Source organism: Zobellia sp. 1_MG-2023 (genome assembly GCF_030549125.1).
In the GTDB taxonomy this organism is placed as follows: Bacteria; Bacteroidota; Bacteroidia; order Flavobacteriales; family Flavobacteriaceae; genus Zobellia; species Zobellia russellii.
In genome coordinates this window covers 39539-54601 of the sequence record NZ_JAUOSY010000014.1, presented here as the reverse complement: position 1 = coordinate 54601, position 15063 = coordinate 39539, and the positions used below count along the sequence as shown (strand labels likewise).

The following is a 15063-nucleotide window of genomic DNA, read 5'->3' as shown; positions in this document are numbered from 1 at the left end:
AGTATCAAGAGACCTTAACAAATTTTTGTACTGGTCTCAGTTCCATCTGACTGATTAATATTTTTTCGGCCTCATAATAAAAACCCTCTTTAACTTCGGCTTCATATTTTGCTATTCGCTCAGATATTTCGGGCTTCGAACTGAATAATTCGATACGGCAAATTACGGTTCCGTCCATGGCATAATAGGTTTCTACTGTAGCCTCTTTATATTTTGATTCGCTTAACCTATAATCAAGCAACACCTTAATCTCTTGTTCTAATTGTATCAAATTTGAGTAGTCCAACATCGTCAATAAGTTTTAACCATGGATTTATTCCAAAATTATGGATTATTTCCATTTAAAGAGATGTTTTTATTGAACGAAATAAAACTTTAACGAAATGGACTATGTATCGCTGGTACATATTTTGAATCAAAGGGCTTTCGCGAGCACTGTATTACAGGGTTTCAAATCATACGAAGGACAAGATAAATTATATGCAATTCCATTATACGAACCATTAAGACTGAGAGATTCCGTATAACGACAAGATTGCTAAACATTTTTTAAGGTTCAAATCTTATTCTTTAAAAGTTATTTAGAAGCAATATCCAGCTTATATTCGTCAGCTAAATCAGATTAATTAGTATTTGCAGCGGTAGTCAAAAAGAGAAGTACCATTTAAAATAATAAAATATGAAATGGCAAGGGAAACGTACAAGTTCTAATGTAGAGGATCAGAGAGGCAAATCAAATTCACAGCGAGGAATTGGTGGGTTAAACCCAATGTTATTAGGCCCTTTAATTAAACTTTTATTTTCTAAAACGGGATTAATTATTGCTGGTTTGATTATTTTGTTCTCAATTATGACCGGATACAACCCACTAAACCTAATTGGAAATTTCTTCACAAATTCAGGTAACCAAACGCTTAGTAACCAACCGTATGAAGGCACAGAACAAGAGAACGAACTAGCAAGATTTAGCGGTACAGTTCTAGCGAGTACGGAGGATGTCTGGAAAAATATTTTGAATGATTACCGAGAGCCAACCTTAGTGCTATACTCTAATTATGTTTCATCTGCGTGCGGATCTGCGTCAAGTGCTACTGGACCTTTTTATTGTCCTGGTGATGAAAAATTATACTTAGATCTTACCTTTTTCCAAGATATGGAGAAACGAATGGATGCTCCTGGTGACTTTGCACAAGCATATGTCATAGCCCATGAAGTTGGCCATCACATTCAAAAGCTTACAGGTACTATGGACAAAGTAAATAACTTAAGGGGAAAAGTTAGTGATGTAGAATTTAACAAATATTCTGTAATGCTTGAATTACAGGCCGATTTTTTGGCTGGTGTTTGGGCAAATCATGCTCAGCGTACGACTCAATTATTAGAGCCGGGTGATTTTCAAGAAGCTCTTAACGCGGCAAATGCAATAGGTGACGATCGCTTGCAAAAACAATCCACCGGAAAAGTAGTTCCTGATGCGTTTACGCACGGAACATCAGAACAACGTATGAGATGGTTTAAGAAAGGATTTGATACTGGAGATATTTCTCAGGGTGATACCTTTAGTGCTGATTCACTTTAATGAATTTTCAACAAATGTTATCTAACCAATTGATATTACAAGCTAACCCTTTTGTGTCCATCGTTAATTTCTACATCTTGCAATCTGAAAATCCAATTCTCTAATGGAAGTTCTCCTAGCTAACAAAAAATGAATTTCAATATTTAACTTCGGAACCTCTTAGCCCCAAATATTAGATTTAATAAAATTAAATCTAATAAACTAGTAAATTTGACCACTCCATAGTATTTAAAATTCACCCAGTTATTTTAATATATGCGTACTTGGAACAAAAAGAACAAGAATTTGATCTAATCGTTTCTATAAAAGATCAGCTCAATTAACCGAACTATCTGTTGTAAAAAGTTCCGATGCCAGCTTTTCAAACTTTTCTAGAAAAAGATCTTGAGAAAGGTTAAATAGATGTGACTCTGTCTGATAAAAATGCATCATATATCCTGCTGTATTAACAAACAATATCATATCTCCACGGGATGGCAGGTTCGGAAATGTCAATTCACGCTTTAGCAATACGTCCTGTTCCAAACAATAGGATCCCGTTAAGAAAAGTTTCGCTTCTTCAATAACCTCTGGTCGATTTTTATAAATAATGAAAGGATCTAATAAAAAATCAGCACTAGAACTTTTCAACTGACTCATATTCATTTCCAGGCCAACTAACCAATTTCCCTGTGCATCCAACTTACGATATGCGACCTTGGCCAAAGTGACACCCACTTGATTTAACAGAGAACGACCTGGCTCAATTCGTACTTGTATATTCGCACTATTTATTAGCTCTGCCACGGATGTTCCAAAAGAGTTTTGATATGATAGAATTTGAGACAGAAAATCTGTACTGTGAATCTCATTGTAAAATGGATAGGTGCTCAAGTTACCCCTAATCTCCATCTTGTTCGTTTCTTGTTCAAATCCCAATCCGTTATTCTGAAAAGTTATCGGCTCTCTCTTGCCCAATATGGCATCCCTCAAATGGTTTTGAAAGTTCACCCATTCTTCATGTGATTCAAGATAATTCATGAGAATACCACCTCCAATATCCAAAAAATCGATGGAATTACCTTGCTGCCGAAACTCTTGAATAATTTCTAGAGTTTGAATTGCCGCTTCCCCACGTTCTTCGATACTATATCCGTTCAAATGAAAATGAAATCCAGAAAGCTTCAAATGAGGAAAGGTTGCTTTATCTGAAAACCAAATTTTCAAATTGTGCCTATCCCGTTCGATGTCAAAACCAAAACGGCTATAAAGTTTATTTCCATTGACTTGAAAACCACTTAGACGAATCCCGACAGAACACTCTTTTTCTAATTCTCCAGCAATTTGATTCGCCATTTGCAGCTCATCGGTATTGTCCACAATGATAGTTATATGATTCATGATTGCCAACTCTAGCAAAGCACGGTTTTTAACAGCAGCGGTTAGTATCAGATTGTGCTCAGTACCACCTATTTCTATAGCCTGTTTTAATTCGTTATAACTAGCCGTATCGACACCAATTCCGGATTTCAAAGCAGTATCTACAAGAGCTTTGCTTTTATTCGCTTTTCTTGCAAAGTAAATCTGACCTTCAACCTCAAACTTTTTAAATACCTCCAAATAGTCGCTTATATTCTTTTGGAACGAAGGAAGATGATGGATGTTAAGTGGAGAACCATACGTATCGAGTAAATTTTCTACTATTTCCGTATGGTCCATCATTTCATGCATCCATGCACTGGTTACCGGTGTTAACTGAATATCACCAAGGGATTTGGAGTAGTTATTATTTGTCATTCTAAATATTTTTTTAAGCGAATTCTCGCTTTTGAATTTTGTTCAGAATTTGCGCTGCCCAAGACGAGGCAAAATTGTTACGTGCGCGTGAAAGGGTATCATTATCATAGACGGCCCCTTCTGTGGGCGTACCATAAAAACTAATATTATGATTTATACCTCCATTTTTGCCTATAGCTCTTCCCTGCTTATCAATTTCAGGACAACCAAGCTCATAAGACCCTTCGGAATTAACAATGTATGGGCGTATGAGTCCTTTATTTTTCATATGCTTTAACAAGGGAGACCAATCATCAAAATTATTTGATTTTGGAATTCTGGCATCTACTAACAAATCAAATTGTTGAGGCTTTCCAACCAAAGATTGTATGGACCATCCCCTATCCAATTTCTTAATATTTGGATTTTTGGCATAATCAAAATCCAAAATCCCCGTTTCGGCCAACGCGATGATTTTTTTTGCATTCTCAATTGGTGGCCCATAGGAAATCCTGTTTAGCATTGAACGGTATTCTTTATCGAAAATATGATGGGATTGCGAGGTCATACCGCTAAAACTGAAAATTTCATTAAAAGTTTCACTGAGATTCGCCCAAGTCGTGGCAGCAGCCATAAACCCGCTTATATTTGAACCCATTTCCGCTTCTATAACAAGATATTTTAAATAATTAAGCGTATCCAACTCTAGTGAATCAGCACTGAACGATTTTGACATAACCATATCTCTTAAAGTAAACCGATATTCATTGGGATATAACTTATGGAAATGCTCGATTTGCAACTTCATAGTCCTCAAATCATCGCTAATAGTAAAGGCTGTGCGGTTTTTTTCAAAAATGATACTATAATACCGGTACTGTATTTCAGCAATATACAATGGAAGAACATGTTCAGAAAACTTAACTTTATTACCGATTCCTGCCCTTTTGTATATATTCTCTTTAGTAAAGTATATAGGTCGATACCGTTCTTGGCCTTCCGCACTACTCCGCGGAACCATAGGCAAACCACTTCTTGAGAATGCATAAATTTTTTCCGGCTCCTTACCAGACCGTAGATATTGAAATTCTCCTGTACTTAATTTTTTAAATATCCCTCCTCTACCTTCGGTCAATGCTAAAGCTGTATCTATAAAGGTAAGACCTATTCCTTTTATTCCGATAGTAAGTCTTTCAGATATCCCGGAAAGTTTAGAAGCCACAGGATATACATAGGATATCGAATCGGATTGCGTGCTATTCAAACACGATTTAAAACTAAGTTTGCCCATGAAACTGGTATGTCCCGTGGTGAGCAAAGCTTCATCTATTTGTAAAGTCATGTCATAATCTCCATCATCAATAGAATATTTTAAAAGCAGCCCCTCTGAGCACTCTTTAATATCATTGACTTTGGCAACATGTTTAACGATTTTTATGGTATTACCACTTTGCCGCTGTAAAAGGTCAAAACAATATATTAAGTACTCACCCACCTTTTTTCGCGAAGAAAACTTATCGCCTATATTTATTTCATTTTCGATAACTCCTTTACTCAGCCATTCGACAAAATTTGGCGCTTCATTTACACATGGTTCCGGTATTTCTTGTGGCCAAGCATTAATTTTTCTATTAGGGTAGTTCATAATAAGATATTCCGGCTGATTTGGACAATATGTAGCTCCCGCACCAAAAAACCCGGTCTTTTCAAAAAGATGGATTTCAACGCCAGTACCGACATTTCCTTTATTCAACTCGGCCAGTAGGCGCTCCATCGCATATAGCCCTTTTGGGCCAACTCCGACAATGGCCACTTTATATGGCTGTTCCCAAAATTCCATTTTGTAATTTAATTGGCTGATAATTATCCCGTTTAAAATTCCTATTACCTATAATATGCTTTACCCAATTATCATTATAAACCGTATCTAGATAACGTTCTCCACTATCAGGAAGCAAAAGTACAGAGGTGCTTTTCTCTGGCAATCGTTGGGAATATCTTTGATATGCCGAAACGATTCCTCCTGAAGAGCCACCGGATAAAATCGCTTCTTTATTTAACAAATCTCGACAGCCCTGTATGCAATCTAAATCAGTGACATGTATAACATCATGAATTTTGGAAATATCTAGAAATTGGGAAGGTACGCTTGCCCCATGCCCTGGGATTTTACGTTTTTCAGGCCGTCCTCCAAATAATACACTACCATTCGCATCAACTGCAATTAATTTGGTATTTAACTCGTTTTGCTCAATATAATTAGCACAACCCATAAGTGAACCGCAGGTACTTGTAGCAACAAAGAGATAATCTAAATTTTGACTCAACGAATTTGTGATTTCCTCCATTACCGCGAAATATGCCTTGGGATTATTGGGATTGCCATACTGATTTGACCAAATGCTACCCGGAATGGTGTCCAATAATTCATTTACTTTTTTAAGTCTTGCGGCTAAAAATCCACCGTCAGGAAGAGGTTCATTCACCATAATAACATCCGCACCATAAGTCGTCAGCAATTTATGGGTCTGTTTATTCAGGTTGACATCAACCACCACTTTCAATTTCAAGCCATAAAATCGGCAAGCCTGCGCCAAACCGACGGCCATATTCCCTGAACTCGACTCCACAATAGTTCCCCCCTCCATAACATTCCCATTTCTCAAAAGTTCCGAAACAATCAAGTGCGATGTTCTGTCCTTCATGCTACCTGCTGGATTGGCACTTTCTAATTTTGCATAGACATGTTCCTTTCCAAAGAAACGGCTAAGGTGTACTAGTGGGGTATTACCAATAGTATCTAGTATATCTCTTGCTATTTTTCTCATCCTTATAGTTATAAAATACCGTGTTCACCAACCCATAGCTAAACGCTAACAACTGAATTGCACCCAATCAATATTATTAAATTCTGAAATGGTTTTTTTGCTTCATTAACTAAAAAAGTGGCGCAATGAGATAGAATTAACCTTCACTTTGAAATGAAATCAAAGTCTCCTAAACAGACTATTGACAAGTAGAACGAATATTCTAAAATGAAGCATAAAAAAAGTGCAGATATACTGCACTTTTTCACTATCAAATTTATTTTTACGCCAAGGCAACCACACTACCACCAATAGCTGCCACACCGGATAATATGGCCGTAATAACTAACCACCATGCTGCGGATACAGCCGTCTGCCTAGCGTGTTCTGCTTGTATAACGGCTTTTCGCTCCAGTTTTTTAACACGTTGGCGAGCTTCGGTCTCGATTTTATCCACCTTACGCTCTATTTGTTCCTTTGTGTTGTTTATGGTAGCAACAACATCATTTACCTTACTTTCGTCAACATATTTATTATCTGTAATATAGCTCTTTACAGTCTCAAGATCTAAGCCGGACAACTGACCCTTAATGTCTGCCAAACTCTTCTTGGGGTTATACAATGCTGATTGAAGGCTACTGCCCAACTGTTCAAAGTTTAATGATGAGCTATTAGAGTCGTTACTGTTGAAATAAGTTGTTACTCTGTCCGTAAACTTATTCAATAAGCTTTCCTCATTATCCGTGTTTAGTTGACTACCTATACTCTGAAACAAATTTTCTAATTTGTCCGCATATCCATTTATATCCTCTTTTTTTAAGTTGCTATTTTTAGAAAGGATATTGATTATACTTTCTCTATCCAACCCATTAGCCTGATTGCTAATAATAGTCATTATCATTCCTGGATGATTTATAGCCGCTTTCAACAAAGTATTCAATCGATCACCCGATATCTCATCAGGGGTCGCCTTAGATAGAAATTCTTTAATCTGCTGCGTCCTAGAATTAATTTCCTGCCTGTCCATTGAGCTGAATTCTGCTACGATATTCTCTACACCTTCTTCGCTGTTATCAGATTCATTAAAGTTTTTGGAAATAGTAGACATGGCTTCCTGAAGTTTTTTTGCCTTGGACTGCTTGTCCGGATCAGAGCTTTTACTATTCTCGGAAATGGCACTAGTTACCATTTGTTGTATGGCCATCCACTTACTTGAAGAATTTTTGGACTTGGATTGCTTCGCAACATCTTCCATATCGGCTTTTAGTTGATCGATATCCGGTAAACGCTGATCAACTTTGTTAAAGAAATTATCCATGACGGAGTTGATTTTGTCCGAATCCATTCCCGTATCAAACTCGGAACGCACCTTATCTATGGTATGGTCTAAAACATTATCTGCCTTTTGGTACGGAGAGGTTTCAAACATAGAGGTTATAGCTCCTGCACTGCTTTTAAACCCGGAAGTTATAGCTGTGACCAAATTTCCTAGTAACGACCCTACCACCTTGGTCTCTAGATAAAATAAAATCAAAAAGAACAGACCCCAAATCACTAAAGCAGTAGAAATATTGGAAGCGGAAGACTCTATAACATTAATATTAAGTGCCAATGCGGTAGCTCCGAACAAAGCAATACTGGTAGTAATCAAACTCCATATACCGAACATGGAGGTGTATTTTACCCCAGCTGTCATATTAGTAGAATCATCATCTTCTTCTTCCACGTTAGCTTTCGATTCCGCATAGCTCTTTTTGAGATTACCAATGGAAGTAACTCCAGCGGCCACGGAAACAGCAGTTAGGATAAATTGAAATATTAAAGCCAGTATAACACCGGATAAAATGGTTATAAAATAATTAGGAGAAATGGTAATATCGTCTATAATAGGGTGCTGCAGAAGCATACTGTTCGCACCGCTGACTAAAAAGGAATTGAACATAGTTACTAAAATTTTAGATTAAAGTTATTTTAATAACAAAAAGACAATATTATCAGAAATTTCAGCTGCTCTTACGATTTCAATTTTGACTTAATGAATGAATCAGACCGCAATTAATTAAAGAATTTTTGGCCTTTCCTTTTGAGACTCAGCATCATTATCTATCTCCAGCCCATATATAAATAAGGGTAGCTTAATATTACCATCTATTCCGATAAAAGCTTCCTCAAAACTTCACAATCGGTTCCATCGTTATCGGCTAGATAAGCTGATTCTGTTGTGTCATTAAAATACTTTCTATGCTACAATATTATTATCTACTATAGATTAATCAAAATCATTGATATTCGACAATGCATCCTGCATGTCAAAGTCGGCATTAATCAATTTGCTAAATAGGTCTCCATGCTTATCCAATCGTTTTGGATATTCTTTCATCAAAAATTTACGCGAACTAAGTTTCTCATTAAGCTCGTCCCAAAAGATAGGTGCTGATATAGGCGCTTTTTCAACAGGCCTTACCGAATGAATGGCAGCAATCGTATGGCCCCTTCTATTTTGTAAATGGTCCAAGTAAATTTTACCGTTTCTCTTTTTTATGGTCCGCTCTAACGTAGTTAGTTTCGGTAACCTCTCCTCTACCAAATGACAAATCAGTTTTATGAAATTCCTTACTTCTTCATAAGTGTATTTTTGAGCCATAGGAAGATAAATGTGGATACCTTTGGAGCCCGAAACCTTGCAATAGCTTTCAATTTTTATATCGTTCAATATTTTACGGAACTCCTGTGCTACTTGCACCACATTTTTAAAATCAAAACCGTTCGGTGGGTCTAAATCAATAATTCCGTAATCGGGATAATCAAGGCTCAATACCTTTGAGCTCCAAGGATTAATTTCGATACAACCCAAATTCGCCATATAAATTAATGATGCCGCATTCTGGCACATTAAATAGTTTATCTCGCGTTCGGAGGATTTGGAATATATAGAAACCGTTTCGAACCAATCGGGCAATCTATCATTGTCTTTTTGGTAAAAGCTTTCCTCTTCGATACCATTGGGATGTCTGTGCAAACTTTGAGGCCTATCTACCAAATGTGGCAATATATAGTCAGCTATATTCAGATAGTAATCAATTAAATCATACTTTACCAAGTTGCTTTGCGGCCAAAAGACCTTGTTCAAGTTGCTGATAGGAACCTTTAAACCATCTATGGTAATCACCTCTTTTTTGGTGCTTACCTTATGTTTGGCAAGTGTTACCTCTTTCGAAACCGGTTCGGGTAAAGCAGTCGTGAACCTCTTAAAAATGGGGTTTCTTAGAAAACCATTTATCGTACGCTCAGAAAAGGTTACCTCACATTCAAATATAGGTTCTACCCAATGTGCTTTTCTCCCTTTTAAAGGTGTTTTGTTCTCAAACACACTTTTTTCAATCTTATAATTGCTCAGTGATTCTTGAAGTTCTTTTCGGTTCTTATCCGAAAACCCAGACCCACAGTTTCCTATATATTTTGGTACGTTATTTTCATACTGACCCAAGATGAGTGAACCAATTAACTGGGGGCTATTGCTAGACTCCGTGTATCCACAAACAATGGCATCGACACTTTGCACTCCCTTGACCTTCAACCACTTTTCCGTTCGATAGCCAATGGTGTACTTTGAATCTTTTTCCTTGGCAATTACGCCTTCCATACCTGCCTCAATTGCTTTGTTGAACAATGCCGCACCCATACCTTCGATGTGGTCGCAATATTGAGTAATTTCTAAATCACCAATAACCTCATTAATGAGACTTTTTCTCTCTAACAATTTTAAATCGAGCATACTGTGCCCGTTGAGATACAGCATGTCAAAAACATAGTAACGCAGTTGGCCTTTGGCGTTAGGGTAGTTTTGTAGTTCCCCAAAGTGTGAAACACCGTTGGCATCGACCAAAACAACCTCACCATCTAAAATGACATCATGTTTAATAGATCCTAATTCCTCATATAATTTCTTGAATTTAGTGCTGTAATTAATACCGTTACGTGATTGCAATAGAACGTTCCCGTCAGTAATATGGCAGATTACTCTATAACCATCCCACTTTAATTCATAAATGAAATTTGGGTCATTAAATATTTCTTTAGCACTTGAAGCCAGCATGGGTTGAAGTATTCTGCCAGGCTCTATTACATCATAGTTTTTGCTGGTTTTACTTTCCGAAATAGGTACTAGGGTTTCGGAATCGTAAAAAGTTGCAATAGCGAACTCATCTTTCTTTTTCAACAGTAACCATTGCTCCGTATCAGTTTTTGAAGTTGTGCGAACCAAAGCGAAACGCCCACGAATTTTTTTTCCATAGAACAGTAATTTTATATTCCCAATCGCTAATTGTTCAGAAAGACTTTTATCCGTTTCGGTATTATCTATTTTAAATGTACCCGTATCCCATATGATCATTTTACCTGCACCATAATTCCCTTTTGGAATAGCGCCTTCAAAATTGAGGTATTCAATAGGATGGTCTTCCGTTCTAACAGCTAATCTTTTATCACTAGGGTTCATAGAAGGGCCTTTGGGAATAGCCCAACTTTTGAGAGTTCCATTTATTTCCAGACGTAAATCATAATGCAACCTGCTAGCCGCATGGCGTTGAATAACGAACCGTTGTGTATTAGATACAGTTTGTAGTCCCCCTTTTGGTTCAGGAGTATTCTCAAAATCTCTTTTTCTATGATACGACTTTAAATTCACAGGTTAAGATGCCTTTTTATCTCGTTTTTCTAAACTAGCCTTTAACTGCGCCATTAAATCTTTAGCCGGTGTCGGTTTAGATTCAAATTTTTCTGGCTTCGCAACTTTACCGGATGATTTAGACTCTATAATTTTCAAAAGCTGGTCATTATAAATGTCCTTGAATTTTGAAAAATCAAATTTCTCGGTATACTGGTCAATCAGAGAAATGGCCATATCCATTTCTTTTTTGGCAATTTTCGTTTTAGGCAACTCAAGTTCCGCAGTACTTCTAATTTCATCTTCAAATCTAATAACGTGCAAAACAAGTGCATCTTCATAAACTCCAATTAAAGATAGGTGCTCTTTTTGACGCATAACGAATGTTGCAACTCCGAGCTTTTCTGTCTTTTTTAACGCATTTCTGAGTAACGCATAAGATTTCTCTCCTCCCTTTTGGGGTTTAATAAAATATGGCTTTTTAAAAAGAACATCCGAGACTTCATCGGCCTCTATAAACTGCTCAATATCAATAGTCTTACTTTTCTTCATATTGGCATTTTCAAAATCTTCCTTTTCCAATATGATGTATTCATCATCCTTTTTATAACCTTTTACGATGTCTTTCCATTCCACCTCTTTCCCCGTATCCTCATTTACTCTTTTATACCGTATTCGAGCTCCGTCATGGCTATCCAACATGTCCAAATCCAATTTTCTATCCTCAGAACCAGAAAATAATTTAATAGGTATCGATACTAAACCAAAGCTTATTGAGCCGTTCCATATTGATCTCATAGAATTTTACTTTTTGTTACTTAATATATTTCTCTAAACTCTTTTGTTAGCTATTATTCGGACTAAGATTCAAGATTTGCATGGGATTCAAACTGGCTACCACACAATTTGATTTATGTATCCATCGACCATAAAGTATCCATTTTATTAACCACACTTCTTTTACCGAGTTCATCATTTTTTCTCAGGCATAAATTAGGGCAGTTGTGTATAACGAAGTGACTCAAAGTGTTTATTATTTAACCTTAAAAGGTCAAATGTTGAATTATTGAAGTTACACCCCAGTCCATTGCTTTTTTACCTCACTAACCATATTGGATTCATCACATATTATTAATAACATTTTAAAGAATTATGATATTAGTTTCATAGAAGCCCTTATGAAAAGAAGTTGGCGAGAAACGGTAATTAAATTCTTTTTACTACTACAATTGTGTTCTCCTGAAGTTATAAATTTTAGTAAATAATTGCATTGGGTTCTGTTATTGTTTACCTTGAGCATCAATTAAATTTAGTTTTAACATAGTAAACAATTCGGTAAACAGTTTACCAGCATTTATAGTAAAATAGCTTAGAATTTGGATTAATCTCCAAATTCATAACCCGGAGGTCGGGGGATCGTGCCCCCCTCTCGCTACATAAGTAAAATCACTCAAAAACAACGGTTTAGTTCACTCTAAACCGTTTTTTTATGTCTATATTTCTTGACGCTATTAGAATTGAACACGAAAGTGAACACGTTTTAGAACACGATTTGTCCTCTTTGGACAAATTATCCAACGGAAAGGTTAAAATTGTTCAATGTATTTTGCTATTGTTTTCACAATAAGAATATGTACACCCTACTCCCTAAGACAGTACTGGAAGACTTGAGGATATACTATATGTAATGAAGTGCTTCCAACTATTTATTCGAAAGAAGAAAAGGTGGGGAATGCGTTGTCCAGAATATACTGAAAATTGTAAAAGACATAGCTATTAAAGCAAAAGTAACACAAACTGTTATACCACATGTTTTGCGTCATAGTTTTGCCACCAATCTTCTGGAGTCAGGTACCGATTTAAGACAGATTCAAGTGCTACTAGGCCATGTTCCATTAAAACAACAGAAATCTGCACTTATGCAGTTACAAACATTTTTTAATAGTTAAAAATCATTTAGATTAGTAGGTACAAAGAAGATATAAAGTAACTAATTGCTTTATATCTTCTTTGTACACAAACTGAGAAACAAACTCTGAAATTTAAAATTGATGAAATAATGAATAGAAAGGAAATAGCAAAGCAATATATTACTCATCTTGAAAATGGAAATATTGAACAAGTAGTTGCATTATTCAATCAAAATGGAATGGTTGATTCACCACTATACGGAATAAAAAAAGCGAATGAATTTTATCGTGAGTTAAATAGTGATACATCAAATTCTGAACTTCGCTTACAAGGAATTTTTGAAGAAAGTGACTCAAACAATTTAGCTCTTTATTTTTCTTATAAATGGACTTTAAAAAATAATCAAAAAGTGGAATTTGACGTAGTTGACATTATTGAATTCGATAATCAAAATAAGATTAGTAAACTGAAAATTATATATGATACTGTTACCGCCAGAAAACTAGTGGAACAGCTATAAAAGAGCCTGCATACAACACTCTAAAAATAATTGAGGCTTAGTGCTTAATCAAAGGTCGTTGCGTGTTTGCTACTTCTGGTTTTTCTTCGGGAAATACTCGGGCACAAACCCTCAACTATTCTTATAGGAAACCGCTAATAACAAAATAAATGAAGAATCTTATGAAAATAAAAAATTCAATTTTACTGTTGTTGATTTTTGTATCTACATCCGTATTTTCTCAGGATTCTGATTACAGCGTATCCTCATATCTTATCGAAGGAACAAAAGCTCCAAACACACATTATATTGGAGAAGCTTGGTTGAATGCTATTATTCACGATGACGCGGAATTGGGTTATAATATTACAAAAGCAACGTTTAAAGCTAACTCAACATTGGACTGGCATAAACATGCAACAGCACAAGTATTGATAATTGTAGATGGAGAGGCCTATTACCAGGAGAGAGGGAATGTGCCTGTAATTTTGAAAAAAGGCGATGTAATTAAATGTGAGAAAGATATTGAACATTGGCATTCCTCCACGAAGCTTAGTAATGTAACATATCTAGCTTTATATGGTGGCGGGCAGCCAACCACGTGGACTGAAGTGATTACACAAGAGTATTATGATGAAATAGCCGAAAAGCTAAAAAACAACTAATAAGAATCAGTGCTTATATATCAAGACAATCCAAGGAAAATCCTTGTACTTGGAGGAACGTTAAAATTACTTTGTTCGGTACTATTCATAGCTGTATCATTTAAGGAAATTAAAGTAAAAAAAGAGCCATAATTAACACAAGTAATTGATGACAAAATTAATATGTACTACTATAATCTTATTCTCAATTCTAACTGTACAAGCGCAAACTACGCTTCCCAAAGTAACACATGGTAAGCTTGAACGTATTGAGAATTATGAGTCAAAGTTTATAACGTCCAGAAATGTTGATGTATGGTTACCTGAAGGTTATTCTCCATTAAAAAAATATTCTGTATTATACATGCACGATGGACAAATGTTATTTGACCCTGAAAGCTCGTGGAACAAACAAGCTTGGAACGTAGATTATGTGGCTTCCAAATTATTTCATTCCAATAGAATTAAAAAATTTATAGTTGTTGGTATTTGGAATGGAGGAGAAACAAGACACTCTGATTACTTCCCACAAAAACCGTTTGAATCTTTGTTAGATAGTCAGAAGGACACGGTTAATGCCCAACTTAAAAGCTCTCACGTTCCTATAAAAAATATGTTTAGTCCCCAATCTAATAACTACCTTAAGTTTATTCTAGAAGAATTAAAACCATATATTGATAAAACCTACTCTGTTTACCCTGACAAAGAAAACACTTTTGTGATGGGCAGCAGTATGGGAGGATTAATCTCTATGTACGCTATTTGTGAATATCCCAACGTATTTGGAGGAGCCGCATGTTTATCAACACATTGGCCCGGTACTTTTACGCTTGAAAACAACCCGGTACCAGATGCATTTTTGAGATATCTAGATAAAAACCTTCCCAATCCAAAAAATCATAAATTTTACTTTGACTGTGGTGATGAAACCTTGGATAAATTGTATCCGGAAATTCAAAAAAAGGTAGACCAGTTGATGATTGAAAAAGGGTATAATGAAACTAACTGGTCCACTAAATTTTTTTCAGGGGAAAACCATAGTGAAAACGCTTGGAGTAAACGGCTCAATTTTCCTCTCGAGTTTTTGTTTGAAAAGTAGTTCTTACCAGAATAAATGGTAACCATGCTATTTTAAAGTTACGGTTTAAATTTTCATGGTTTTAAGGGTGAGGTCATAATATTTTTGTTCTTATTAAAAAAGG

General features: G+C 35.9%; 12 protein-coding genes. 5 read left to right on the top strand and 7 right to left on the bottom strand.

Going from position 1 to position 15063, the window contains the following annotated elements; genetic code table 11:
• Window positions 1–4 precede the first annotated feature (4 nt).
• Window positions 5–289 carry a hypothetical protein gene (locus Q4597_RS19230; protein WP_303407739.1) on the bottom strand — a complete coding sequence of 95 codons (285 nt, stop codon included), beginning with the start codon at window positions 287–289 and terminating at the stop codon, window positions 5–7.
• A gap of 390 nt (window positions 290–679) precedes the next feature.
• On the opposite strand from Q4597_RS19230, the gene Q4597_RS19225 reads away from it, so the two are divergent.
• The gene (locus Q4597_RS19225) at window positions 680–1579 is read left to right on the top strand and encodes a neutral zinc metallopeptidase (RefSeq protein ID WP_155597303.1); all 900 of its coding nucleotides are present in this window, start codon (window positions 680–682) and stop codon (window positions 1577–1579) included.
• Window positions 1580–1894: 315 nt separating this feature from the next.
• On the opposite strand, the gene Q4597_RS19220 is transcribed toward Q4597_RS19225, so the two are convergent.
• The 6 genes from Q4597_RS19220 to Q4597_RS19195 all read right to left on the bottom strand — a co-directional run bounded on the left by Q4597_RS19220 (window position 1895) and on the right by Q4597_RS19195 (window position 11605).
• Entirely contained in the window at window positions 1895–3355 is a 1461-nt protein-coding gene (locus Q4597_RS19220; protein ID WP_303407738.1) for a Y4yA family PLP-dependent enzyme, read from the bottom strand.
• Between the two features lie 13 nt (window positions 3356–3368).
• The gene (locus tag Q4597_RS19215) at window positions 3369–5174 is read right to left on the bottom strand and encodes an FAD/NAD(P)-binding protein (RefSeq protein ID WP_303407737.1); all 1806 of its coding nucleotides are present in this window, start codon (window positions 5172–5174) and stop codon (window positions 3369–3371) included.
• Window positions 5149–6162 carry a 2,3-diaminopropionate biosynthesis protein SbnA gene (sbnA, locus tag Q4597_RS19210; RefSeq protein WP_303407736.1) on the bottom strand — a complete coding sequence of 338 codons (1014 nt, stop codon included), beginning with the start codon at window positions 6160–6162 and terminating at the stop codon, window positions 5149–5151. Before sbnA ends, Q4597_RS19215 begins: the two co-directional genes overlap by 26 nt.
• 262 nt (window positions 6163–6424) lie before the next feature.
• Complete coding sequence (locus tag Q4597_RS19205) at window positions 6425–8083, bottom strand: hypothetical protein (protein WP_303407735.1); 1659 nt, start codon at window positions 8081–8083, stop codon at window positions 6425–6427.
• A gap of 327 nt (window positions 8084–8410) precedes the next feature.
• A complete protein-coding gene (ligD, locus tag Q4597_RS19200) occupies window positions 8411–10828 on the bottom strand; it encodes a DNA ligase D (protein WP_303407734.1) in 2418 nt (805 codons plus the stop codon).
• Window positions 10829–10831: 3 nt separating this feature from the next.
• Window positions 10832–11605 carry a Ku protein gene (locus tag Q4597_RS19195; RefSeq protein WP_303407733.1) on the bottom strand — a complete coding sequence of 258 codons (774 nt, stop codon included), beginning with the start codon at window positions 11603–11605 and terminating at the stop codon, window positions 10832–10834.
• A 950-nt stretch (window positions 11606–12555) separates the two neighbouring features.
• Here Q4597_RS19195 and Q4597_RS19780 point away from each other — a divergent pair.
• From Q4597_RS19780 to Q4597_RS19180, 4 genes are all read left to right on the top strand, one after another.
• Complete coding sequence (locus Q4597_RS19780; protein WP_408065847.1) at window positions 12556–12756, top strand: tyrosine-type recombinase/integrase; 201 nt, start codon at window positions 12556–12558, stop codon at window positions 12754–12756.
• Between the two features lie 110 nt (window positions 12757–12866).
• Entirely contained in the window at window positions 12867–13238 is a 372-nt protein-coding gene (locus Q4597_RS19190; RefSeq protein ID WP_303407732.1) for a nuclear transport factor 2 family protein, read from the top strand.
• 167 nt (window positions 13239–13405) lie between these two features.
• Window positions 13406–13882 (top strand): cupin domain-containing protein, encoded by a 477-nt coding sequence (locus Q4597_RS19185; RefSeq protein WP_303407753.1) that lies wholly within the window; start codon window positions 13406–13408, stop codon window positions 13880–13882.
• A 148-nt stretch (window positions 13883–14030) separates the two neighbouring features.
• Entirely contained in the window at window positions 14031–14960 is a 930-nt protein-coding gene (locus Q4597_RS19180) for an alpha/beta hydrolase (RefSeq protein ID WP_303407731.1), read from the top strand.
• Window positions 14961–15063: the final 103 nt, after the last annotated feature.